Raw genomic sequence first — 24,424 nt, 5'->3', positions numbered from 1 at the left:
TGTTGGCCGTACTGGCGCAGATTGAATGCGGGGCGAAGCTCTGCTCAGCTTGCCAGTCGCGCGCTGTCGCTCACGCCATGCCCGAGCGCGCGTGCAAGGATGTGTCCGATCGTCCCGGCTTGTGACGCGCTGCCGCGCCAGGCGACGATCTGGTCGGGACGTATCAATGCGAGGTCCGCCTCATAGAGGTCGCGCAACGATGCCGGCAGCGTCACCAGCTTCACGTCGACCCCGAGCTTGCGGACGGCATCCGTGACCGCTGCGCGAGCCGGCGCGACCTCGCCGAACTGCAGCAGCGTCCATTCGAACCCGAACAGGTCGTACAAGGACCCGCCGTCCTCCAGCCAGGCATGCGGTGCGCGGCCGCCCGGACAGGCGCTCGGGATGTAGACGTTGGCAGCATCCGGCGGCGGCTGGCTGCCATCGGAGACGATGATCGGCGAGCCGTCGTAACGTCCGCCGAAGGTGACGCCGGGGATGTTGAACTCGGCACGAGCATGCTGCTCGAGATAGACGCCCGCGATCCGCCGCGCCTCGCTGCCCTCGTCCGTGGCGTCCTCGATGTCAGGCGCGGGCGCGAAGAGACCGAGGGAGTCGGCGAAGCGCCGCGCATAATCGGTGTTGCGGAGCGCCACCGGCCGCCGCTCGACCTCGTAGCTGTCGAGCAGTGTCACCGGGCTCACGCCCTTGACGACGCTTGCGAGCTTCCAGCCGAGATTGACCGCATCCTCGATCGCTGTGTTGTAGCCGAGCCCGCCGGTCGGCGTGAACAGATGCGCCGCATCGCCGCCGAGGAGCACCCTGCCCCGCTGCATCCCGTTCGCGACCAGCGCGTGACCGGCGGTCCAGGTCAGGAACGACAGCACCTCACACGGGATGGGCGCGCCGCAGGCACGCTGGAACGCAGCCCTGGCCTCGTTGAGCGTGATCGCGCCCTCGTCCTCGCCCGGCCGAAGCTGCGTGTGAAAGGCGAATTCGTCCCGCCCGTTCACGGAGGCCATGAAAGCGCGGCGGTCGCCGTTGAAGCAATTGTACATCCACGCCTTGGCGTGCGGGACGCTGGCGTAGAACTCCGGCGCGCGAAGATAGACCGCCAGCATGCGGCCGCCCATGAAGTCACGCTGCGCCCCGGTCTCGCCGCCGTAAACTATACCCAGCGATTGCCGGACCATCGAGCGCGGCCCGTCGGCGCCGACCAGGAAGTCGGCCCGGACCTGGAAGCGGCTGCCATCGTCGAGACGTTCGACCTCGCCGACGATGCCGTCATCGCTTTCGGTGTAGCCGATCAGCCGGTGACCGTAGTTGAGCTTGATTCCGGGGAGCCGTTCGGCATGGCGGCGCAGCACCGCCTCGACATATTTCTGCGAGACCCGATGCGGCAGCTCCGCCGCGCTCCAGGAGCCGGACATGCCCTTGATCAGCTCGCCCGCGCGTGACGATGACGGCAATGCAAAGCGCGCCAGCTCGTAAGCCGCATAGCGCGTGAAATAGGCAACGTCGGTCGGATAATCGGCGGGCAACCCTTCGCGCCTGATCTCGTCGGCAAAACCAAGCCGCCGGTAGTGCTCCATCGAGCGCGCCTGCGTCGCATTGGCCTGCGGATTGAATGCCGTGCCCGGCTTTTCATCGACCAGGATCGCGGACACGCCGCGCCGGCCGAGCTCGTTGGCCAGCATCAGCCCGCAGGGCCCCCCGCCGACGATGAGCACCGCGGCCGTCAGACGTGTTTCCAAGACGCTTCTCCCTACCAGCATTATTCTGCATGGTAAGGTAGCCTGACGATATCGTCAAGTCGCCTGACTAATTGGCATCCTCGAGCGTGTCGAACCTCTCACCATAGACCGCCAGCCCCTTCAGGATCGCGTCCATGGTGGCCTTGCCAAGCTCGGCGCGCATCTCCTGCTCGGCGATGTCGACGGCATCGCGAAACGCATCCAGCCATTTGCGCCCGGCCGGCGTGAACATGACGATGCGCGCGCGCCGGTCGGTCGGGTCAGCGATGCGATCGACGAGGCCGAGCTCGGCACATTGATCGACCAGCTCGCCCATCGCCTGCTTGCTCATGGAGGCGCGGCGGGCGAGTTCGGTGAGCCGCGTCCCCTCCACGTCGAGATTGCGGGTCAGGCTGACATGGGCGATTCGCGTCTCGTCGTGTCCGCGCTCGCTCATCAATTCGAGCACGCGGCCTTCGAAGCGCCGCACGGCGTTGTTGAGCAGGCGACCGATATTGGCATGCCGCCACGCGGTGCCGGATATCCTGGCTTTCACGAAATCTGCTTTCCGAATCGACCAATCGAGATCGTGCCACGCTAACACAACAGGCAGCGCGGCGCGCTCGTACGGCCGATCAGCGCAGGTGCGTTGGCGGCGGGCGGCGTCGAGCAAGCAGCCCGCCATCTCGTGTTTCGGCCGTTGGCGGTAGCGGACCGCGTCTTACTGCGAGCGATCCGAGGTCCAGCCCTTGTACTCGGCGACGTTGTCCCGGGTCACGAGCTTGGACGGCAGGAGCTCGACGGTCGAGGCCGGCTTCTGGCCGTTGAGAATGCCGACACCGACCTGGACGGCCCGCCGCGCCATGAAGAACGGGTCCTGCGAAGCCGAGGCCTGGATCTGCGGCGACTGCGGATCCTTCAGCGCCGCCTCGATATCGGGCGCGCCGTCCACTGCGGTGATGACAATGCCCGTGCGGTTTTGCTGGCGAGCCGCAAGGTCGGTACCGATCGCCTGCGGATCGTTGATGGCGAAGATGGCGTCGATCTTGGGGAAGCGAGTCAGATAACCCTGCGCGACGGTGAGACCGCCCTCGCGCGAGCCCTTGCCGTCCTGGTCGTTCGACAGCACCTTGATGCCGGGATTCTTCGCGAAGACATTCTTGCAGCCGACGACCCGGTCGATCACGGCGGAGACCTGCGGCCCGTTCTCGATGATGACGTCACCCTTGCCGCCCAGTTTGTCGACGATGTACTGGCACGAGATCTCGCCGGCCTGCACGTTGTTCGTGGTCACGGTGGCGTCGGCGCCTTCGGCCGCGGTGTCGACCGCGACGACGACGATGCCCGCCGCCTGCGCCTTCTTGATGGCCGGCCCGATCGCCTTGGGATCGCCGGGGTTGAGCAGGATCAGGTCGACGCCGGCGGCGATGAAATTGTCGATCTGGGTGACCTGCTTGCCGAGATCGTATTCGAAGCCGACCGCGGTGATCTTCACATTGGGATTGGTCTTCTTCGCCTCGAACTCGGCGCCCTTCGACAGCGCGACGAAGAACGGGTTGCCCATCGATCCCAGCGAGACGCCGATCGACTTGAGCTCCTTGGCGAAGGTCGGCGCGGTGGTCAGGGCGAGCGCCATCGCGGCGCCGGCAAGCGTGATCGTCTTCAACATGGACTTCCTCCCTGGTCTGTCTTCGTCCCCGGCGCGGCAGACCAGTTGCCGCAACGGAATTTCGCATCAGCCTTGCACTGACAGGTGCGCACCGAACCTTCAGGTTCTGGCTGAGCCCCTTAGGTTCTGGCTGAGCCTTGCAGCCGGTAACGGTCCAGCGCCACGGCGCCGATGATCACCAGGCCCTTGATCACATATTGCCAGATGTCGGAGACACCGATGAGGATGAGGCCGTTCGAGAGCACGGCGATGATCAGCGCGCCAACCAGCGTACCCCAGATCGAGCCGATGCCGCCGACGAAGGAGGTGCCGCCGAGGATCACGGCGGTGATCGCGTCGAGCTCATAGGACTGACCGAGCTGCAGGCCATTGGCCGCATAGAGGCGCGCCGCCTGCATGGCGCCGCCGAGCCCGGCAAAAAGGCCGGAGACACCGTACACGAAGATCAGCACGGCCCAGACCTTGATTCCGGCAAGCCGCGCCGCGCTTTCATTGCCGCCCACCGCATAGATGTGCACGCCGAGCACGGTCCGGCGCAGCACCAGCCACGAGACGAAGATGACGAGCAGGGCAATCACGGAGAGCCACGGGATCGACGCGACGCCGGGAATGAGCGTCAGCGAGCCGTTACCGATGAAAGCATAGGGAATCGATGGATTGAACACGGTGGTGTCGGCGCCGAGCAGTCGCGCCAGGCCGCGCACCGCGGTGAGCGAGCCGAGCGTGACGATGAAGGGTGGCAGGCGGAGCAGCGCAATCAGCGCGCCGTTGACGACGCCAAAGCCGAGGCCCGTGAGCAGCGCGGCCGGCAGCCACAGCATCCCGAGCTCCGGCATCTTGGAGAGTGTCAACCCGGCCATCGCGGAGGCCGCCAGGATCGAGCCGACCGAGAGGTCGATGCCGCCGGTGAGGATGACGAAGGTCATGCCGGCGGCGAGCACGGTGTTCACCGCGGCCTGCTGCAACACGATGCCGAGATTTTGCCCGGTGAAGAAGCGGCCCTCTGACAGCACGTGGAAGCCGATGCAGAGGATCAGCAGCACCGGCAGCATGCCGAGTGCGCTGATCAGCATCCGCATCCGCTGGCGCCTTGTCTCTGCGGCGGCGCCGTTGGTCGTCGTCGGGGCTGGCTTGGCCTCCGAAGCAGCATTGTCAGGCATCGAGATGCTCCATCCCCGTGGCAAGCGCCATAATGTCTTCCTGATTCAACGGCGCCGTCTCGGTTCGCCTGACCTCGCCGGCGATGTGCCCGCTACGCATGACGACGACGCGGTCGCAGATGCCGATGATCTCGGGCAGATCGGACGAGATGACGAGGATCGCGGTGCCGGCCTTGGCGAGATTGTCGATGATCGAATAGATCTCGGACTTGGCACCGACGTCGACGCCGCGCGTCGGCTCGTCGAGGATGAGGACCTTTGGCGCAATGGCGAGCAGCCGCGACAGCAGGACCTTCTGCTGGTTGCCGCCGGACAGGCCTCCAGCGGCAACGCCGACATTGGCGGCGCGGATGCTGAGCCCTGCGAAGGCCCGGTCGGCGCGCTCACGCGCCTTGTCGCGATCCAGGACCCAACCGAGCTTCGCATCGCGCCCGAGCACGGCGAGATTGATGTTGTCGAGGCACGACATATCGAGAAACAGGCCGAGCGCCTTTCTGTCTTCCGTCAGGTAGGCGATGCCAGCCTCGAGCGCCTCGCCCGGCGTGCGGATCTCGACCGGACGTCCCTCCAACTCGAGCCGGCCGGAGGTTTTCGACGCCGCGCCGATGATGAGATGCGCAAGCTCGGTGCGGCCGGCGCCGATCAGGCCGGCAAGCCCGACCACCTCGCCCGCATGCACGGTGAGCGAGCAACCCTTGACGCGCTGGCCGTCGGCCATATCGATCGCTGCGAGCACGGGATGTCCCCGCCCCGCCTCGGGATCGTGATCCTTCTTGTAGAACGAGGAAACGTCACGCCCGACCATCAGCCGGACGATGGTGTCGGCGCGAATCTCAGGCTTGTCGAGCGACCCGACCAGCCGACCGTCGCGCAGCACGGTGACGCGGTCGCCGAGCGCGTAGACCTCGTCCATGCGATGCGAGATGTAGATGATGGCAAGCCCCTCGGCGCGAAGCTGGCGGACCAGCGCGAACAGCCGCTCGCTTTCGGCGGCCGACAATGAGGTGGTTGGCTCATCCATGATCAGGATCTTTGATCTGGCGTGCAGCGCTCGGGCGATCTCGACCAATTGCCGCTGGCCCATGGACAGATGCGCCACCAGCGTCGATGGCAGGAAATCCGCGCCCAGCCGCTTCAGGATCGGCCCGACACCCTCTCGCATCTCGCCGCGGGCCAGCAAACCCGCATGCGATATCTCCCGGCCCAGATAGATGTTCTCGGCAACGCTGAGATTGGGAGCCAGCGACAGCTCCTGGTAGATGATGGAGATACCCGCGGCGCGGCCGCCGAGCGGACCTTCGATCCGCACCGGGCTGCCCTCGATGCGGATCTCGCCACCGGGATCGGGCCTGTATGCGCCGGACAGGATCTTCATCAGCGTCGACTTGCCGGCGCCATTCTCCCCCATCAGGGCATGGATTTCGCCGGCATAGACCGTGAGATCAACCGTGCGCAGCGCCTTGATCCCAAAGAAGGTCTTTGAGACCCCGCGCATCTCGAGGATCGGATCGTTCATCGTGCCTCCCGGCGCACAATGCGTTTCCCACCCGCGTCTCGTTAGCGCGGTTTGGTTATTAAACAAAAGCGAGTGACGCAGGGCAATACCGAAGGCGAGTATACTGAAGTATGCAAACCAGATTGGGCCAGCTAGTGGCGCGGCCGATACAGTTCGCGCCAGGCGGGAAGCCGCTCGGCATAGGCATCGGTCAGGCCAGCGTCAGGTTCAAGCGTTTCGACGCGCTGCGGCCTCGTGCACACGGCGGCGATCGCCTCACCCGTGACAGCAAGCCGCCCCAATCTTGCCGCACCGAACGCCGCGCCGGTCTCGCCTCCTGCGAAGCGATGGATTGGAACATTCAAGACATTGGCCAGCACCGCAAGCCAGAATGAAGACCTTGAACCGCCGCCAATGACATCGGCATCCGCAATGGCAATGCCGGCATACGCAAGCGCGTCGCGGCAATCGGCAAGCGCGAAGGCAACGCCCTCGAGCACCGCCTGCACGATCGCACCGCGATCGGTGCCATGGCTCAAACCGTCGAGCATGCCGCGCACGGCGGGATCGTCATGGGGCGTCCGCTCACCCGCAAGATAAGGCAGGAAGCTCACCGGCGACGGCGCCTGCGGACGCGCTCCAAGCGGCGCCAGCAACTCGGCCTCCGCGACGCCGAACAGGCGCGCGACCCAGGCGAGGCAGGAGGCGGCCGCGAGGATCGCGCCGGCCTGAATCCACATGCCGGGAATGGCGTGGCAGAACGTGTGCACGACGCGATCGGGGTTGGCGGCTATTTTGTTGGTCGGTGCCAGCAAGGCACCGGAGGTTCCCAGCGATATGAACGCGGTTCCCGGCTCGATCGCGCCGATGCCGACGGCGCCAGCCGGATTGTCGCCGGCGCCGCCCGCGATGATCGGCGGCCTCGCCATACCCCAGCGCCGCGCGAGTTCGCTGCGCAGCGTCGTTGCAGGCGCGCATCCCTCGACCAGACGCGGCATGTGATCGCGCGACAGGCCAGTCGCTGCCAAGGCCGCATCCGACCAATCCCGGCGCGCGGCGTCGAGCCACAGCGATCCCGATGCGTCCGAGACATCCTCGATGGCCTCGCCTGATAGCACCAGGCGCAAATACGCCTTTGGCAGCAGGACGAGTTTCGTCGCCGCAAAAATCTCGGGCTCGTGCGTCGCGATCCAGAGCAGTTTTGGCGCGGTGAATCCAGCCATCGCCTTGTTACCCGTCACCGCTCGCAACGCGGGCCAGCGCTGCTCCAGAACGCGGCACTCCTCGCCGGAGCGGCCGTCGTTCCAGAGGATGCAAGGCCGTAGCGGCTTCGAACTTGCATCGAGCAGGGTGGCGCCATGCATCTGGCCGGACAGTCCGATGCCTTCGACCGCCGCCATCGCCCCGGCATGCGACGCCTTCAGGGCGTCCAGCGTGGCAAAGGTCGCATCGATCCACTGTGCGGGGTCCTGCTCGTAATAGCCTGGCTGCGGCGAGGCGGTCGCGAGCGCCCGGCTCTCGCTTGCAATCACGCGCTGGGCATCATCGACGAGAACGGTCTTGACCGCCGAGGTGCCGAGATCGATGCCGAGATACATGGATGCTTCCCGTTTACTTCGTCGCGTCGATCCAGATCCCGGGCTCGGAGTGCTCGCGGATGTGAGTGACCAGGAAGTCGGAAAAGACCCTGATCTTGGCGGGAAGCCGAACGCGGTTTTGATAGGCGATGTTCATGGTGAGCAGCGGCAGCTCCCAGCCCCTCAAGACGGGCACCAGCCGGCCGGCTGCGATATCGCTCTGCACGATGTAGAGCGGCTGGATCAGGATGCCGAGCCCGGCGCGCGCCGCGCCGCAGATGATCTGGCCGTCATTGCTGTCGAGCGTCGGCGCGATCCGGACGGTCTGCGTCGTGCTGCCCTTGCTCAGCCGCAGCGAATAGGGATCGTTCGCGAGGTTGTAGATCAGCATGTTGTGGCGGGCGAGATCGGCGGGGTGCTCCGGCCGGCCGTGCTTCTCCAGATATGACGGTGCGGCCGCCAGCACGCGGTGCATCTGGCCGATGCGGCGGACGACGATGTTGGAATCAGGCTCGTGCTCCCGCGTGCGGATTGCGACGTCGATGCCGGCCTCGATGAAGTCCAGATAGCGGTTCGCGCTGATGATCTGCACGCTGAGATCGGGATAGAGCGCGCGGAAGGCGGGCAGCATCGGCGCGAGATAGATCATCGCGAAAGACAACGAGCTCGTCACGCGCAGCATCCCCTTCGGCGACAGCGCGCGGTCGGAGACGGCGTCTTCGGCTTCGGCGAGCTCGTTCAGCAGCGTGCTGCAGCGCTGCAATAGCTCCTGCCCTGCCTCGGTCAGCCATTGCCGGCGCGTGTTGCGCTCGATCAGCCGGACCGCAAGGCGCTCCTCCAGTGCACTGAGATGGCGGCTGGCGGCCGCGTTCGACATCCGCAGCATTTCGGCGGCCTTGGACAGGCTGCCGAGCTCGGCTGTTTTGGAAAAGACTTCGAGTTGGAGCAGCCGGTCCATTTTTGCGAAAACAGGAAAAGAGACTTACAAATTTTGACCTTTATTTCCGATTTCTGCAAGGCAAAATGGCGTCAACAAAGCACAATGGCAGGCGAGGAAATCAGGAAATGTCGGGCCCGATCAGGCACATCGTGATGTGGCGGCTGCGCGGGGAGACCGCCGAGGAGCGCTCCGCCGCCCGGATCAAGGTCAAGACCCTGTTCGAGGGCCTCAAGGGCCGGATCGACGGCCTCACCCATATCGAGGTCGGCATGGACGTCAGCGCCGTCGACTACGCCTGCGACGTGGTGCTGTTCTCCGAATTCAGCGATCAGGCCGCGCTCGCGGCCTATGCAAATCATCCGGAGCATCTGCGCGTACGCGAGGCGCTCGGCGACTTGCGGATCGGACGCTTCCAGGTCGATTATCCCATCAAAGAGACCGGCGCATGATCGGTTCGTTCACCTTTGAAAACCTGCCCTACCGCGTCGTGTTCGGCAGCGGAACGCTTGCCTCGGCCAAGGCCGAGGTCGAACGGCTCGGCGGCAAGCGCGCGCTGGTACTGACGACGCCGCAGCAGGAGGCTCAGGGCAAAAGCCTTGGCGCCGCGCTCGGCCCGCTCTATGCCGGCATCTTTCCCGGCGCCACCATGCATACCCCGGTCGAGGTCACGGAGCGCGCGCTCGCGGCGATGAAGGCATGCGAAGCCGACTGCGTCGTCTCGCTCGGCGGAGGCTCGACCACCGGCCTCGGCAAGGCGCTGGCCTTGCGCACCGGAATCAACCAGCTCTGCATTCCCACCACCTATGCCGGCTCGGAGATGACCCCGATCGTCGGCCAGACCGAGAACGGTCTGAAGACCACGGTGCGCGATGCGGCGATCCTACCGGAGACCGTGATCTACGATGTCGATCTCACTCTGACGCTGCCGGCGAGCCTGGCCGCGACCTCCGGCATCAATGCGATCGCCCATGCCGTCGAAGCGCTCTATGCGCGCGACGCCAATCCCGTGACGTCGCTGATGGCGGAAGAAGGGATCCGCGCACTGGCACGCGCCCTGCCGGCCATCGCTGTAAAAAGCGACGACCGCGAGGCCCGCACCGAGGCGCTTTATGGCGCCTGGCTCTGCGGCGTCTGCCTCGGCACCGTCGGCATGGCCCTGCATCACAAGCTCTGCCACACGCTCGGCGGCACTTTTGATCTGCCGCATGCCGAGACCCACACCATCGTGCTGCCGCATGCGCTCGCCTACAACGCGCCGGCTGTGCCTGATGCGATGGCGCGGATCTCCCGCGCGATCGGCGCGGCCGACGCATCGCAAGGACTCTACGGCCTCGCCAAGCGGCTGGGTGCGAAGCTGGCGCTGCGCGATGTCGGCATGCCCGAAAGCGGCATCGACAAGGCGGCCGATCTCGCCGTCACCAACGCCTATTGGAACCCGCGCCCGCTCGAGCGCAATGCCATCCGCGACCTGATCGCGCGCGCCTGGGCCGGCGAGCCGCCGGGCGCCGTCAAAGCGGCGTGACGCGATGCGGCGCACGCTGATCAGATCGGCCACCGTCATCAGCATGGATGACGCGATCGGCGACCTCGGCACCGGCGATGTGCTGGTCGAGGGCAGCCGCATCGCCAGCGTGCGGCCATCGATCGACGTTGCGGCCGACACGGAGATCATTGACGGCAAGGGCCGCATCGTCATCCCCGGCCTGATCAACGCGCACATGCACACCTGGCAGACGGGCTTGCGCGGCTTTGCCGCGAACTGGACGCTGCTGGAATATTTCCGCCGCATGCATGCCGGCCTCGCGACCGTGTTCCGGCCCGACGACATCTACATCGCGACGCTCGTCGGCGCGCTGAACCAGATCAACCACGGCGTCACCACGCTGGTCGACTGGTGCCACAACAACCCGACGCCTGATCACACCGACGCCGCGGTCCGCGGACTGATCGAGAGCGGCATCCGCGCCGCCTTCTTCCACGGCTCGCCCAAACCCGAGCCGAAGCCGGGCGAGCCGCATTTCTCGGAAGTGCCGCATCCGCGCCGCGAGGTCGAGCGGCTGCTGGCAGGCCCCCTCGCCGACCGCGACGGCCTCGTTACCCTCGGGCTAGCCATTCTCGGTCCGCACTACTCGACGCTCGACGTCGCCATGCACGATTTCCGCCTGGCGCGGGTGCTGAAGCTGATCGCCTCGATGCATCAGGGCGGCGGACCGGCCAAGACGCCCGGCGGCTGGGAGAAGCTGATCGAGGCCGGCCTCGTCGGCGCGGGCGTCAACATCGTCCATGGCAATGATCTGCCCGACGATCTGCTGGATCGGATGGTCGATCTCGGCGTGTCGTTCTCGGTGACGCCCGAGAACGAAATGATCCAGGGCCACGGTCTTCCGATCACCGGGCGGCTCCTGAAGCGCGGCGTGCGGCCGACCATCGGCATTGACCTCGAATCCGTGCTGGCCGGCGATCTCTTCTCTGCCACGCGCGTCGCGCTCTCGATGCAGCGGGCGCTCGACAATGCGGAGGCTCGCAAAGTAAGCGGCGCCATTCCGGCGACGACCACGATACCCGTGCGCGAGGCGCTGCGCTGGATCACGACGGAAGGCGCCCGCATGATCGGCCGCGAACACCAGATCGGCTCGCTGACACCGGGCAAGCTTGCCGATCTCGTCATCATCAACGCCTCCGATCTCAACCTTGTCCCGATGCACGATCCCGTCGCGACCGTGGTGATGCAGACGAGTCTCGCCAATATCGAAGCCGTCATGATCGGCGGCGCCTGGAAGAAGCAGAACGGCCGGCTGCTGGTCGAGGCGCTGGACGCGAAGAAAGAGCTGCTGGCGCAATCCGGCCGGCGGCTCGTTGAGGACATCGAACGACAGGGACGCGCCGCCTGAAGGCGCCAATGGACAACAACAATGACTGACACCTCAAAAAAAGTCGCGTTCATCGGAATTGGCAAGATGGGCCTGCCGATGTCGGTGCTCGTTGCCAAGGCCGGCTATGCGGTTACGGCCTTCGACCGGAGCGCGGCGCGGCTCGATGAGGCTCGCGCGCAGGGCATCTCGATTGCTGCTTCGACGGCCGAAGCCGTGAGCGGCAAGGCGGCAGTGATCACGTCTCTGCCCGACGACGCCGCCTTGCGCGGCGCGTTGCTCGGTCCTACCGGCCTGATTGCGGCGATGGCCCCCGGAGCCGTTCTGATCGAGACCAGCACCGTGAGCGTCGAAGCCTCCACTGAGGTTGCCGCCGCAGCGCAGGCACGCGGCATCGCCTATCTGCGTGCGCCGGTCTCCGGCAATGCCAGCATCGTTCATACTGGCGCCTTGACCTGCTTCGTCTCGGGGCCGAAGGACGCCTTCGAGAACGCAAAGCCGTTGTTCGCAGCTTTCACCCGCGCCCAGACCTATCTCGGGTTCGCCGAGGAAGCGCGCTACGCAAAGCTCTCGGTCAACCTGATGATCGCGGTGTCGGCGGCGATGATGGCGGAGAGCCTGGCGCTGGCGCGCAAGGGCGGCATCGCCTGGCAGGATATCTTGAAGGTGCTCGACGACAGCGCGGTCGCTTCCCCCATGGTCAAGTACAAGACTGCGCCGCTTCGCACGCGCGATTTCGAATCCACCTTCTCCTGCAAGCAGATGGCCAAGGATCTCGATTTGATCCTTGGCGCCGGCCACGCCGTCGGCGTGCCGCTTCAGCTCGCAGCCCAAGTGCGCGAGACCTACGGCTCGCTTGTCGCACAGGGCGACGGCGACACCGACTTCATCGCGACCGTCAGGCATCTCGAGCGGCTGTCCGGCCTCGGCGAACCGAAACTGTGATCAACGGAGATGGTCATGCGTAACTTCAACGAGAACACGATCACGGATGCGGTGCTGGAGCGGATCGCAGGCGCAACCGACCCACGCATCAAAGAGGTCAGCGAGGCGCTGGTGCGGCACCTTCACGCCTTCGTCCGCGAGGTGCGGCCCACCCAGAAGGAGTGGGAATACGGCATCGACTTCCTGACCCGCACCGGCCACATGTGCGACGACAAGCGCCAGGAGTTCATCCTGCTGTCGGATACGCTGGGCGTCTCCATGCTGGTCGACGCCATCAACCATCCTGTGCCGGAAGGCGCGACCGAGACCACGGTGCTCGGCCCCTTCTTCGTCCAGGCCGCGCCGGAGAAGGACAGCGGTGCCGATATCTCCGGCCCGATGGAAGGCGATCCGATGCTGGTCACCGGCTCGGTCTCGACCGTCGATGGCAAGCCGCTCGCGGGCGCAGTCGTCGACGTCTGGCACTCCGACGATGACGGCTATTACGACGTGCAGCAGCTCGACGATATCGGGGATCTCGCCATGCGCGCGCGCTTCCATACCGACGGCAACGGCCGCTTCCATTTCTGGTCGATCAAGCCGGCCGCCTATCCCATTCCGCATGACGGCCCGGTTGGCGACATGCTGGAGGCCCAGGGACGCCATCCCTGGCGTCCTGCACATGTGCATTTCATGATCTCTGCGCCGGGCTTCGAGCAGCTGGTGACGCATGTGTTCGTCGCCGGTGACGAATATCTCGACAGCGACGTGGTGTTCGGCGTCAAGGACAGCCTGATCCGCGAATTCGTCCGTCAGCCGGCCGGTCGTGCGCCGGATGGTCGCATGGTGGACAGCGACTATTTTCATCTGAACTATGATTTCGGTTTGAAGCAGGTTGCGAGCAGCGCAAGAGCCGCCTAAGCCGAACGACAACTCAGCGGACCGGCAAGAGTCCGTGGATCGGAGCGAACAGGGAGCAAGGATGGGACCACGGGTCACCACGAGCATATTGGCCGATCGCCTCACCGGCATGATCGGCCCGCGCGCGAGCGTTGCGCGCGGCGTGCTCGATCAGCATGGGCAGAGCGAGTCGCATTATCGCAATTTGCCGCCTGACATCGTTGTCTTCCCGGAAACGACGCAAGAGGTCGCCGAGATCGTGAAGCTGTGCGCGAGCGCGGGCATGCCGATCGTTCCGTTCGGCGCCGGGACCTCGCTCGAAGGCAATGCTGCGGCGATCGCGGGTGGCGTCTGCTTCGACTTCGCGCGCATGAACAAAGTGCTGGCGGTGCACGACAGCGACATGGACGTCGTGGTGCAGCCCGGCATCACCCGCAAGCAGCTCAATGCCGAACTGCGCAATACCGGCCTGTTCTTCCCGATCGATCCCGGCGCCGATGCCTCGATCGGCGGCATGACGTCGACGCGCGCCTCCGGCACCATGGCCGTGCGCTACGGCACCATGAAGGACAACGTCATGGCACTGGAGGTGGTGCTCGCGGACGGGCGCGTGATCCGGACCGCGAAGCGCGCGCGGAAGTCGGCTGCCGGCTATGATTTGACACGCATGTTCGTCGGCGCCGAAGGGACGCTCGGCGTGATCACCGAGATCACGTTGAAGGTGCACCCCGTGCCGCAGGCGATCTCGGCTGCGGTGTGCAGCTTCGACACTCTGCACGATGCCGTCGACACCGCGATCTCCGTGATCCAGTCCGCGATTCCCGTGGCACGGATCGAGCTGCTCGATGACGTCATGATGCGCGGCATCAATACCTACGCCAAGCTCGGCTACCGCGAGGCGCCCACCCTGTTCCTCGAATTCCACGGCTCGGAAGCCTCGGTCGGCGAGCAGGCCGAGGCCGCGCAGGCCATCGCCGCCGACCAAGGCGGCCATGGCTTTGCCTGGGCGAAGGCACAGGAAGACCGCAGCCGGCTCTGGCATGCCCGCGACAACACGCTCTATGCCGGCCTTGGCCTACGTCCCGGCGCACGCGCGGTGATTACTGACGTCTGCGTGCCGATCTCGCGGCTGGCGGAATGCCTGACCGAGACAAGGCGCGATGCGGATGAGCACGGTTTTACCGCGCCGATCGTCGGCCATGTCGGCGACGGCAATTTCCACATGCTGATCCTGATCGACCCGGCCAAACCCGAGGAGGCCGAAGGCGCCAAGGCGCTGCAGGCCCGCATGGTCGCCCGCGCCATCGCCATGGACGGCACTTGCACCGGCGAGCACGGTATCGGGCTCGGCAAGATCGACTATCTGGCCGACGAGCTCGGCGAAGCCGTCGATGTGATGCGGCAGATCAAGACCGCGCTCGATCCGAATGGGCTGATGAACCCTGGAAAGATCTTTGCGAGCGGAGCCAAAGCATGAGCGACGCGCTCCCGATCGAAGTCACCTCGCCTGTCCCACTGCTGGAGCTGCGCGGCATCAGCAAGGAGTTTCCCGGCGTCAAGGCGCTGGATGACGTGTCCTTTGCCGTCTACCCCGGCGAAGTCCACATGCTGCTGGGCGAGAACGGCGCCGGCAAGTCGAGCCTCATGAAGGTGCTGTGCGGTGCCTACCGCGCCGATGCCGGGGAGTTCTATCACAAGGGCGAGAAGGTCGCGATATCATCCACCGCCGATGCGCAGAAGCTCGGCATTGCCGTGATCTTCCAGGAATTCTCGCTCGTCCCCTACCTCGACATCGCGCAGAACATCTTCCTCGGGCGCGAGCCGAAGGGCCGCATCCCCGGCACCATCGACCGCCGCAGGATACTGGCGGACGCAAAGCGCGTGCTCGATACGATCGGCTTCGACATCGATCCCTCCACCATCGTCGACAAGCTCGGCGTCGCACAGCAGCAGATGGTCGAGATCGCCAAGGCGATCAGCCAGAACGCCCGCATCCTCGTCATGGACGAGCCGACCGCGGCGCTGTCCGACCGCGAGACCGAGCTGTTGTTCGCGCTGATCGCGCGGTTGAAGGCCGACGGCGTCTCCATCGTCTATATCTCGCACCGCATGGCCGAGGTGTTCGCGCTCGGCGACCGCATCACGGTGCTGCGCGACGGCCGCCGCATCGACGGCGTCAGACCCGCCGACGTCTCGCCGGACCAGCTCGTTCGCATGATGGTCGGCCGCAACGTCGACATGACCTACCCGCGTAACTTTGCCGACAAGCCCGGCGAGCTGCTGCTCGAGGTCAAGGGCCTGACCGCGCCGTCCGGCATCTCCGACATCAACATAGAGGTGCGCCGCGGCGAGATCGTCGGCCTGTGCGGCCTGGTCGGCTCCGGCCGCAGCGAGGTCGCGCGCGCGATTTTCGGGGCAGATCCCGTGACGTCGGGCGAGATCGTCTTCGACGGCAAGACCATCTCCGGCGAGCCGGATCTCGCCGCCCGCCGCGGCATCGCGCTGATCCCGGAGAGCCGCAAGAGCGAAGGCCTCGCGCTGCTCCGTTCGGTCGGCGACAATCTCGTGGTGTCCGCGCTGAAGAAGCTCTTTCCGAGCGGCCTGTTCGACCAGCGCAGTGCGCAGCGAACCTCCGACGGTCTGATCCGGCAGTTGCGCATCGCAACGCCGAGCGCGCGGCAGACCGTCGGCCTGCTCTCGGGCGGCAACCAGCAGAAGGTCGTGATCGGCAAGTGGCTGGCGGCCGGCTCGAAGCTCTTCATCTTCGACGAGCCGACCCGGGGCATCGACATCGGCGCCAAGTCCGAGATCTTCGCCCTGATCGATCGGCTCGTCGCTGAAGGCGCGGCTGCCCTGATGATCTCGTCCGAACAGGTCGAGATCTGCCATGTCTGCGATCGCGCCTATGTGATGCGCGAGGGGCGCATCGCCGGGCACCTGCCCCGTAACGAACTGACCGAGGAGAACATCGTGCGACTGGGGATGCATCATGCGTGAAGCCGCGGTCGTCGCAGAGCCCAATCCGCTGCAGCGGATTCCCGGCGTTGCCATCGTGCTGGTGCTGCTGATCGCGCTGTTCAGCGCGATCGCGCCCGGCTTCCTGTCGGTCGCCAATCTCTCCAACGTGCTGGTGCAGTCGACCATCCTGACCATGCTGGCGCTGCCGATGACCTTGATCATCATGACCGAGGGGCTGGACCTGTCGATGGGCGCGGTGCTGACGCTGACCTCGCTCTGCGTCGCCATCGTCTCGCTCGCGACCAAGTCGATGCTGCTGGGCCTTGGCGCCGGCCTGCTGGTCGGCGCGGCTTTCGGCGTCGCCAACGGCTGGCTGGTCGCGATCCTCGGCATCCCGCCCTTCGTCGCGACGCTCGGCACGCTCGGCATGGCGCAGGGCCTGTCGCTGATCGTCAGCGACGGCCAGAGCGTGGTCGGCATCCCCCACAGCGTGCGCGACATCTATTCGGCGACGCTGCTCGGCATTCCCGTGCCGATCGTGATGGCGCTCGTGACCTATGCGGCGTTTCACGGCCTGCTCTATCACACCCGTTTCGGCACCTACATCTTCGCGCTCGGCGGCAACCGCGAGGCGCTGCGCTATGCTGGCCTCTCGCCGAACCGGCTGCTGATCGCGGTCTACGCGATCGGCGGCGCCATGGCCGGCATCGCCGGACTGTTGATGACCGCGCGGATGAACTCCGGTCACCCGACGGCGGGTCTTGGCCTCGAATTCGATGCCATCGCGGCCGTTGCCGTCGGCGGCACCTCGTTCGAACGCGGCAATGGCTGGCTGCTCGGCACGCTGCTCGGCGTTCTCTCGGTCGGCGTGCTACGCAACGGGCTGAACCTGATCTCGCTGCCGTCCTCGGTGCAGGTCGCAAGCGTCGGCGTCCTCGTCATCGTCGCCCTGTTCCTCGACGGCCTCAGGAGCCGTGCATGACCGACATCACCAAAGAGACGATGATGCCATCCCGCTCGTTCCTGTCGCAGGACGCCGTCCAAGTGTTCTATCGCCTGCTCGCAGCGCTGCTGATCTGTGCAGTGCTGGCGGTGTTGAGCGACTCCTTCCTCAGCCTCGGCAACATCCTCAATGTGCTCCGGCAGGCCAGCCTGACCTTCTTCATCGCCTCCGGCCTGACGCTGGTCGTGCTCACTGCGGGCCTCGATCTTTCCGTCGGCGCCAATGTCGCGCTGTCCGCCTGCATCGCCGGCACCGTGATCCACAAGACCGGCTCGCCGGCGCTCGGCATCCTCACCGGGCTTGCCTGCGGCGGCATCGTCGGCCTGCTCAACGGCATCATGGTCACCGCGCTCCGCATCCCCTCCTTCATCGCCACCTACGGCATGCTGTGGGTGCTGAACGGCCTCACCTATTGGTACATGGCGGGCGAGACCCTGCACGGCTTCCCGGCAGGCTTCCGCCAGATCGGCAGCGGCTATCTGTTCGGTCTGCCCATCCCGGTCTATCTGCTGCTGGTGTTCCTCGGCATCGGAACGCTGTTCGCGCAACGCACGATCTGGGGCCAGGAGATCTATGCGATCGGCGCCAACCCGGTCGCGGCCCGTCTCTCCGGCATCCCGGTCGCCCGGCGCCTGTTGCTGGTCTACGCGGTATCAGGGACCATGGCGGGCCTCGCCTCGATCATCTTCCTGTCGCGGCTCAATTCGGCGGAAGCCGACATCGGCGAAAGCCTGACGCTGCCCGCAATCGCGGCCGTGCTGATCGGCGGCACCTCGCTGTTCGGCGGCGTCGGCACCGTGTTCGGCACCTTCATCGGCGCGCTGATCCTGACGCTGGTGCTGAACGGCATGAACCTCTTGTCGGTCAGCGCCAACTGGCAGCCGCTGGTGACAGGCATCATCGTCATTCTCGCGGTCTGGCTCGACATGAAGACCCGCCGCCGCGCGCAATGAGTTCTCGGAAATCCAACAAGCAAAATCAGGGATGGAGGCAATATGAAATTGAGACTGGACTATCTGGCGCTGCCGCTGCTGATGGCAGCCGCGTTCACCACTGGGGCGCGCGCTGACGGCGAGACCATCGCCGTGTTCACCAAGAACCAGACCAACCCGTTCTTCCAGACGGTGCGGGTCGGCGCAGACAACATGGCGAAGGCGCTGAACGCGAAGACGCTGCAGTACATCCCGACCAAGCCGGACTCGATCCCCGAGCAGCTCAGCCAGATCGAGGACGTGGTCGTGAAGAAGCCGAGCGCGATCGTGTTCACGCCGGTCGACTACAAGGCGATGGTGCCCGGCGTCGAGAAGATCAACGAAGCAAAAATCCCCGTCGTGAACATCACCGACCGTTCCGCGGGCGGAAAATTCCTGTCCTTCGTCGGTGCCGACGATTACAGCCTCGGGCTCGAGACCGCGCGCTTCCTGCTCAAGACGCTCGGCGGCAAGGGCAACATCGTCATCATCGAGGGCGTCAAGGGCTCGCTGACCAATGTCGATCGCGTGCGCGGGTTCAACGACGCGCTGAAGGAGACCCCAGGCGCCAAGCTGCTGGCTTCGCAACCCGGCAACTATCAGCGGCTGCAGGCGCTTCAGGTGATGGAGAACCTGATGCAGTCGAATTCGCAGATCGACGGCGTGTTAGCGGCCAACGACGCCATGGCGGTCGGCGCGATCGAGGCGCTCGACGGCGCCAACCGCAAGGCTCAGGTGATCGGCATCAACGGCACCAAGGAGGCGATCGACGCGATCAAGTCCGGCAAGCTGCTCGCGAGCGGCGATTACAACGGATTCGCGCAAGGCTGCCTCGGCACCATGATGGCTGTCCGCGCCTTGCGCAATCAGCCCGTCATCAGCGAGATCGTGCTGAAGCCGACCGTCATCACCAGGGACAATTTTGGGCCGTTCGACGTCCCGCTGGAGCAGCGCACTTGCCCGACCTTCGAGGACGCCGGCAAGCTCGGCGCCAAGTAGATCAACAGATCGCGACAAACCTGGACGGCCGCCCCTCGCGGCCGTCCCAAGAACCAGCCAAGAAAACGGAGACACCATGCTGTTCGCCATTCACGCCCTCGACCGCGCCGGCGCGCTGCCGACCCGGCTTGCCAATTACGACGCCCATAAGACCTTCCTGAGCGACACCTCGCGTTTCGGCATCAAGATTGTGATGTCGGGGCCGCTCGTCTCCGACGACGGCGGGACCATGATCGGCAGCCTGTTCCTGGTCGAAGCCCCCAGCCGTGCGGAAGTCGAGGCCTTTAACCGCGCGGATCCCTTCGCAGCGGCCGGCATCTGGGAGAAGGTCACGATCAGCGGTTTCGTGCGGCGACAAGGATAGATCGCCAGGCCTCGACTGGAGCCATGGATGACCAAACGCGGGCCCGGGCTGGCGGTCCGCATCCCCTTGCGCGATCCCAAGCGCAGCCTTTGTCCGCGGCCAGCGGTCCTGTATAATGCTCGCGAGGAGGGATCGCGATGAAGGCTTTCATCCTTGCCTGTGTTGCGACGATCGTCATCACGATGGCTGGAGTTGCCGTGCTCGACAGCGTACAGCTCCCCGTTGCAGAGGCCTTTTCGACGACGGGCGTCCGGCTTTAGGCAATATTCCGTCAGCTCTATTCGGCCGCGGACGCAGCATGGCGAGGCTGCGGCTGAGAATCGTTCGGGCCGGTCCGTGCCATCTCCTGGTCGAGCCACAGGCTATGGTGCTCGCGCGCCCAGTTGACATCCACCTCGCCTGATCCCATCGCCTCGAAGGCACCTTCCATCCCGATCGTGCCGATGTAGATGTGAGCGAGCATCGCGGCGATGAACAGCACGGCCACGACGGAGTGAACGATCTGGGCCATCTGCATGCCCTCGATCCCCGTCACGTAGAACGGGAACATCAGCACATAGCCCGTCGCGACCACTAGTCCACCGCCGATCACAACGATCCAGTAGATCCCCTTTTGACCCGCGTTGAAACGGCGAGCCGGCGGATGATCGTGACCGATCAGGCCGCCTCCGCGCTTGATCCACTCCAGATCCACCTTGCTCGGGATGTTGCCGGCGATCCACATCAGAAAGATCAGCACGACGCCAATCGTGAAGGGAAAGCTCAGGTAGTTGTGCGCGAATTTCGCCCATTGCGACCATTCCGAGAAGGCGTCAAATCCAATCAGCGGAAGCAGCAGCGGCCGCCCGAACGTGATGTTCAATCCCGAGATCGCCAGGATGATGAAGCAGGTCGCGGTCATCCAGTGCACGAAACGCTCGAAGGTGTTGAACCGCACGATGGTGCGGCCGGATCTTCCGCTTTCGAGGCGGACCATGCCGCGTGTCAAATAGAAGATGACCAGCACCGCCAGCATGCCAAGCATGGCAACGCCGCCGATCCACCGCAGCGCCACGTTGCGGAATTCACGCCATTCGCGGCCAGCAGGTTGCATCAGCACGCCGGAGCGCTGGTCGGGGATGCTGACGCGTCCCTGGATCCGATCCATCTCCTGCAGCAACTTCTGCTCATTGACCGAGCTCGCCGTCGGATTGATCTGCTGGGCCGGCGACGGTACCGGAGCTGCCATGATCAACAGAAGCAACGCCCACGCGCCGATGGCTGGTCGAATGAACCTTGCAAATGAGGACATCTGCTCCTCCCGGCATTTGTGCCCCGGCGCGCGGCGCCTTCAGGACTCGATTGTTTCGCGATAGGCGGTCTTCCAGCCCCATGCGCCCGAACCATAGCCGCGCTTCAACACGCGCTCCTTATAGATCTGGGCGATGATCTCGCCGTCGCCGGCGAGCAGAGACTTGGTCGAGCACATCTCTGCACACAGCGGCAGCTTACCCTCGGCCAGGCGGTTCGCACCGTATTTCTCGTATTCCTCCTTGCTGCCGTCGGCTTCGGGACCGCCGGCGCAATAGGTACACTTGTCCATTTTTCCGCGCGAGCCGAAATTGCCGACTTTCGGATATTGCGGCGCGCCAAATGGACAAGCGTAGAAGCAATAGCCGCAGCCGATGCAGAGATCCTTGGAGTGCAGGACCACGCCATCGGCGGTGGTATAGAAGCAGTTCACCGGACACACTGCCGCGCACGGCGCATCCGTGCAGTGCATGCAAGCCATCGAGACCGATCGTTCGCCCGGCTTGCCATCGGCGATGGTGACGACCCTGCGGCGGTTGATGCCCCAGGGGACTTCGTGCTCGTTCTTGCAAGCCGTGACGCAGGCGTTGCACTCGATGCAACGGTCGGCGTCGCAGAGAAACTTCATACGTGCCATCGTCGTTGCTCCTTATGCCGCCGCGATCTGGCAGAGAGTGACCTTGGTTTCCTGCATGTTCGTCGCGGGATCGTATCCGTAGGTGGTGATCGTGTTGGCGCTTTCGCCGAGCACGATCGGGTCGGTGCCCTTCGGGTAGTTACCGCGGAGGTCTTTGCCCGCAAGCCAGCCACCGAAGTGGAAGGGCATCCAGGCAACTCCCTTGCCGACGCGCTCGGTGACGAGCGCCTTCATCCTTGCCCGGGAATTGTTCTCGGCTCCCGTGACCCAGACCCAGCCGCCATCCTTGACGCCGCGCTCGGCGGCGTCGGCAGGGTTGATCTCGATGAACATGTCCTGCTGCAATTCGGCGAGCCACGGGTTGGTCCGGGTCTCCTCGCCGCCGCCCTCATATTCGACCAGGCGGCCGGACGACAGGATGAGCGGGAACTGTTTTGCAATTCCCTTCTCGACCGCAGCCTTCTGCACGGAGAAGCCGATATTGGGCATCCGGAATTGCTTGGCGTCGGGCAGCGTCGGGTATTTGGCGACGAGATCGACGCGCGGCGTGTAGATCGGCTCGCGGTGAACCGGGATGGGATCGGGCAGGCCGAAGGCATGCATTCGCGCCTTGCCGTTGCCGTAGGGAACGCAGCCATGCGCCAGCGCGACGCGCTGGATGCCGCCCGACAGGTCGAGCGCCCACGATACCGCATCCGGAGTGGCGGGGTTGACCTTGTTGATCACCGCCATTTCCGCTTCGGTGAGCTCGCTATCCCAGCCGAGCTTCTTCAAGCTCGCGAGCGTAAATTCCGGATAGCCGTCCTGGATGCCCGACCCCAACGAGTACGAGCCATCCGCCAGCAGGCTCACCTTGCGTGTCGTGCCGTCCGGCAGCTTCTCTTCACGCTCGACGCCGAACCGCGGCCGGAACGTGCCGCCGCCATCCATCACGTGCAGATTGGTATTGTAGAGCAGCGGCGTGCCGGGATGCTTGACCTCCGGCGATCCCCAGCATGGCCAGGGCAGGCCGTAATAGTCGCCGCCGACCTCGGGATCGTCCTTCGGCGCGCGCATCGTCAGCATGTCGAACTTGGCCTGGTTCTTCATGTGCGCCTTGAGGCGCTCGGGCGATTGCCCGCAATAGCCGGTCGACCAGCTGCCGCGGTTCATCTCGCGCAGCACATCCTCTGCTTCAGGAAGATTGTTCTCGACCTTGATCTTCTTGAACATCTGGTCGGCGAATCCGAGCTTCTTCGCCATCAGATAGATGATCTCGAGATCATCCTTCGACTCGAAGATCGGCTTCACGATCTGCTCGCCCCATTGCAGCGAGCGGTTGGAGGCGACGCGCGAGCCCTTGCACTCGAATTGCGTGGCGACCGGCAGAATGTAGACGCCATCCTTGCGCCCCGCTTCGATCGCCAGCGAGGCCCAGGTCGTCGGATGCGGGTCGGCGATGACGAGCAGATCGAGTGCCTTCAGACCGTTGAGGGATTCGGGAATACGGGTGATGCTGTTGGAGGCGTGTCCCTGCACGAACACCGCCCTGACATTGTCCTTCTGCGCGACCTGATCCTTCGGCAGCGTCGCCGCTTCGAACCAGCGGGTCAGCGGGATGCCTGGCGTTTCCATGATCTGCTTGGAGTCGAAGCGCGACTTCAGGAAGTCATAGTCGACCTCCCAGACCCGCGACCAATGCTTCCAGGCGCCCTCGGCGAGGCCGTAATAGAACGGCAGCGTGACGATATCGAGCCCGACGTCGGTCGCGCCTTGCACGTTGTCGTGGCCGCGGAAGATGTTGGCTCCCTTGCCCTCTCCGCCGACATTGCCGGTCATCAGCAGCAGGATGCAGCTGGCGCGCACGTTGGCGGTGCCGACGGTCTTCTGGGTCTGGCCCATGGCCCAGATCAGCGTTGCCGGCTTCTCGGTAGCAAACATCTTGGCGACGCGCTTGAGCTGCTCGCCGGGAATGCCGGTGACGCGCTCGACTTCTTCCGGAGTCCACTTCTCGACCTCCTTCTTGAGGTCGTCGAATCCGTAGACCCGCTGCCGGATGAACTCCTTGTCCTCCCAGCCGTTCTGAAGGATGTGCCACATCATGCCGTAGAGTATGGGGATGTCGGTGCCCGGCCGCATCCGCACATATTCGGTCGCATGCGCGGCGGTGCGCGTCAGGCGCGGATCGATGACGATGAAGTTGGCCTTTTGCAGCTCCTTTCCCTCGAGCAGGTGCTGCAGCGAAACCGGATGCGCCTCTGCCGGATTGCCGCCCAGGATCATCTGCGTCTTCGCATTGCGGATGTCATTGTAGCTGTTGGTCATCGCGCCGTAGCCCCAGGTGTTGGCGACGCCGGTGACGGTGGTCGAATGGCAGATGCGAGCCTGGTGATCGGTGTTGTTGGTTCCCCAGAAGGCGCCGAGCTTGCGGAACAGGTAGGCGCCTTCATTGGTCATCTTGGCCGAGCCGAGCCAATAAACGGAGTCGGGGCCCGACTTCTCGCGCACAGCCTGAATCTTGTCTCCAATCTCGTTGATCGCGGTATCCCAGGAGACGCGGGTCCACTGACCACCCACCAGCTTCATCGGATAGCGCAGCCGCCGCTCGCTATGCACGAGCTCACGCACCGAGGCGCCCTTGGCGCAATGCGAACCGCGATTGATCGGCGAATCCCAACTCGGCTCCTGGCCGATCCATACCTCGTTCAGGACCTCGGCCGTAACCGTGCACCCCACCGAGCAATGCGTGCAGATGCTCTTGCGCACGGTCGCGCCTGCGGTGAGTGGACCTGCCATCGCCGCTTCCGCCTGGCGCACGCCGCCGACCGGCAGCGTGCCGAGCGCGGCGAGCGCACCACCGGCAAGACCGGATTTACGCAAGAAGCTGCGGCGGTCAAGACCGCCGGCCTGCCCCGCAAGGGACTCGGCAACGGAACCATGGCGCAGGGAATGCTGGTTTGTTCGCTTGATCAGCAC

The 24,424-nt window shown here is 65.1% G+C and carries 22 protein-coding genes; 12 read left to right on the top strand and 10 right to left on the bottom strand.

Going from position 1 to position 24,424, the window contains the following annotated elements; translation table 11 throughout:
- Positions 1–44: 44 nt before the first annotated feature.
- From N2603_RS10410 to N2603_RS10380, 7 genes are all read right to left on the bottom strand, one after another.
- Complete coding sequence (locus tag N2603_RS10410; RefSeq protein ID WP_260388662.1) at positions 45–1,754, bottom strand: FAD-dependent oxidoreductase; 1,710 nt, start codon at positions 1,752–1,754, stop codon at positions 45–47.
- A gap of 46 nt (positions 1,755–1,800) precedes the next feature.
- Positions 1,801–2,268 (bottom strand): MarR family winged helix-turn-helix transcriptional regulator, encoded by a 468-nt coding sequence (locus N2603_RS10405; protein ID WP_260424177.1) that lies wholly within the window; start codon positions 2,266–2,268, stop codon positions 1,801–1,803.
- Between the two features lie 165 nt (positions 2,269–2,433).
- Positions 2,434–3,381 carry an ABC transporter substrate-binding protein gene (locus tag N2603_RS10400; protein WP_260388661.1) on the bottom strand — a complete coding sequence of 316 codons (948 nt, stop codon included), beginning with the start codon at positions 3,379–3,381 and terminating at the stop codon, positions 2,434–2,436.
- Positions 3,382–3,500: 119 nt separating this feature from the next.
- Positions 3,501–4,541, bottom strand: a complete 1,041-nt coding sequence (locus N2603_RS10395; protein ID WP_260388660.1) for an ABC transporter permease subunit — start codon at positions 4,539–4,541, stop codon at positions 3,501–3,503.
- Positions 4,534–6,057, bottom strand: coding sequence for a sugar ABC transporter ATP-binding protein (locus N2603_RS10390; RefSeq protein ID WP_260388659.1), 1,524 nt, complete (start codon positions 6,055–6,057; stop codon positions 4,534–4,536). Before N2603_RS10390 ends, N2603_RS10395 begins: the two co-directional genes overlap by 8 nt.
- 131 nt (positions 6,058–6,188) lie before the next feature.
- Positions 6,189–7,634 (bottom strand): xylulokinase, encoded by a 1,446-nt coding sequence (gene xylB, locus N2603_RS10385; RefSeq protein WP_260388658.1) that lies wholly within the window; start codon positions 7,632–7,634, stop codon positions 6,189–6,191.
- Between the two features lie 13 nt (positions 7,635–7,647).
- Positions 7,648–8,571, bottom strand: coding sequence for a LysR family transcriptional regulator (locus N2603_RS10380; protein WP_260388657.1), 924 nt, complete (start codon positions 8,569–8,571; stop codon positions 7,648–7,650).
- 107 nt (positions 8,572–8,678) lie between these two features.
- Between N2603_RS10380 and N2603_RS10375 the strand changes: the two genes are divergently transcribed.
- The 12 genes from N2603_RS10375 (at position 8,679) to N2603_RS10320 (ending at position 19,802) form a co-directional block, all read left to right on the top strand.
- On the top strand, positions 8,679–9,002 hold the full coding sequence (locus N2603_RS10375; RefSeq protein WP_260388656.1) for a Dabb family protein: 324 nt from the start codon (positions 8,679–8,681) through the stop codon (positions 9,000–9,002).
- Positions 8,999–10,075 (top strand): maleylacetate reductase, encoded by a 1,077-nt coding sequence (locus tag N2603_RS10370; protein ID WP_260388655.1) that lies wholly within the window; start codon positions 8,999–9,001, stop codon positions 10,073–10,075. The genes N2603_RS10375 and N2603_RS10370 overlap by 4 nt, the downstream gene beginning before the upstream one ends.
- 4 nt (positions 10,076–10,079) lie before the next feature.
- Positions 10,080–11,444: an amidohydrolase family protein gene (locus N2603_RS10365; protein WP_260388654.1), complete on the top strand. Its 1,365-nt coding sequence runs from the start codon at positions 10,080–10,082 to the stop codon at positions 11,442–11,444.
- A 21-nt stretch (positions 11,445–11,465) separates the two neighbouring features.
- Positions 11,466–12,368: an NAD(P)-dependent oxidoreductase gene (locus N2603_RS10360; protein WP_260388653.1), complete on the top strand. Its 903-nt coding sequence runs from the start codon at positions 11,466–11,468 to the stop codon at positions 12,366–12,368.
- 15 nt (positions 12,369–12,383) lie between these two features.
- Entirely contained in the window at positions 12,384–13,268 is an 885-nt protein-coding gene (locus tag N2603_RS10355; RefSeq protein ID WP_260388652.1) for an intradiol ring-cleavage dioxygenase, read from the top strand.
- A gap of 61 nt (positions 13,269–13,329) precedes the next feature.
- Complete coding sequence (locus N2603_RS10350) at positions 13,330–14,724, top strand: FAD-linked oxidase C-terminal domain-containing protein (protein WP_260388651.1); 1,395 nt, start codon at positions 13,330–13,332, stop codon at positions 14,722–14,724.
- Positions 14,721–16,244 (top strand): sugar ABC transporter ATP-binding protein, encoded by a 1,524-nt coding sequence (locus tag N2603_RS10345; protein ID WP_260388650.1) that lies wholly within the window; start codon positions 14,721–14,723, stop codon positions 16,242–16,244. Before N2603_RS10350 ends, N2603_RS10345 begins: the two co-directional genes overlap by 4 nt.
- Positions 16,237–17,187 (top strand): ABC transporter permease, encoded by a 951-nt coding sequence (locus N2603_RS10340; RefSeq protein WP_260388649.1) that lies wholly within the window; start codon positions 16,237–16,239, stop codon positions 17,185–17,187. Before N2603_RS10345 ends, N2603_RS10340 begins: the two co-directional genes overlap by 8 nt.
- Positions 17,184–18,161, top strand: a complete 978-nt coding sequence (locus tag N2603_RS10335; protein ID WP_260388648.1) for an ABC transporter permease — start codon at positions 17,184–17,186, stop codon at positions 18,159–18,161. Before N2603_RS10340 ends, N2603_RS10335 begins: the two co-directional genes overlap by 4 nt.
- A 42-nt stretch (positions 18,162–18,203) precedes the next feature.
- Positions 18,204–19,178 (top strand): sugar ABC transporter substrate-binding protein, encoded by a 975-nt coding sequence (locus N2603_RS10330; protein ID WP_260388647.1) that lies wholly within the window; start codon positions 18,204–18,206, stop codon positions 19,176–19,178.
- A gap of 76 nt (positions 19,179–19,254) precedes the next feature.
- The gene (locus tag N2603_RS10325; protein ID WP_260388646.1) at positions 19,255–19,542 is read left to right on the top strand and encodes a YciI family protein; all 288 of its coding nucleotides are present in this window, start codon (positions 19,255–19,257) and stop codon (positions 19,540–19,542) included.
- 137 nt (positions 19,543–19,679) lie between these two features.
- Positions 19,680–19,802 carry a hypothetical protein gene (locus N2603_RS10320; protein ID WP_018641330.1) on the top strand — a complete coding sequence of 41 codons (123 nt, stop codon included), beginning with the start codon at positions 19,680–19,682 and terminating at the stop codon, positions 19,800–19,802.
- 17 nt (positions 19,803–19,819) lie between these two features.
- Here N2603_RS10320 and N2603_RS10315 read toward each other — a convergent pair whose 3' ends face one another.
- The 3 genes from N2603_RS10315 to N2603_RS10305 are packed head-to-tail and all read right to left on the bottom strand — an operon-like array spanning position 19,820 to position 24,424.
- A complete protein-coding gene (locus N2603_RS10315; RefSeq protein WP_260388645.1) occupies positions 19,820–20,833 on the bottom strand; it encodes a formate dehydrogenase subunit gamma in 1,014 nt (337 codons plus the stop codon).
- A 39-nt stretch (positions 20,834–20,872) separates the two neighbouring features.
- Positions 20,873–21,469, bottom strand: a complete 597-nt coding sequence (gene fdh3B, locus N2603_RS10310) for a formate dehydrogenase FDH3 subunit beta (RefSeq protein ID WP_011088224.1) — start codon at positions 21,467–21,469, stop codon at positions 20,873–20,875.
- A 12-nt stretch (positions 21,470–21,481) separates the two neighbouring features.
- Positions 21,482–24,424 carry a formate dehydrogenase subunit alpha gene (locus N2603_RS10305; protein WP_260388644.1) on the bottom strand — a complete coding sequence of 981 codons (2,943 nt, stop codon included), beginning with the start codon at positions 24,422–24,424 and terminating at the stop codon, positions 21,482–21,484.

This window comes from Bradyrhizobium huanghuaihaiense (assembly GCF_025200885.1).
GTDB classification, from domain to species: domain Bacteria; phylum Pseudomonadota; class Alphaproteobacteria; order Rhizobiales; family Xanthobacteraceae; genus Bradyrhizobium; species Bradyrhizobium huanghuaihaiense.
The sequence above is the reverse complement of the archived record's forward strand: the minus strand, read 5'-3'. Positions and strand labels throughout refer to the sequence as shown.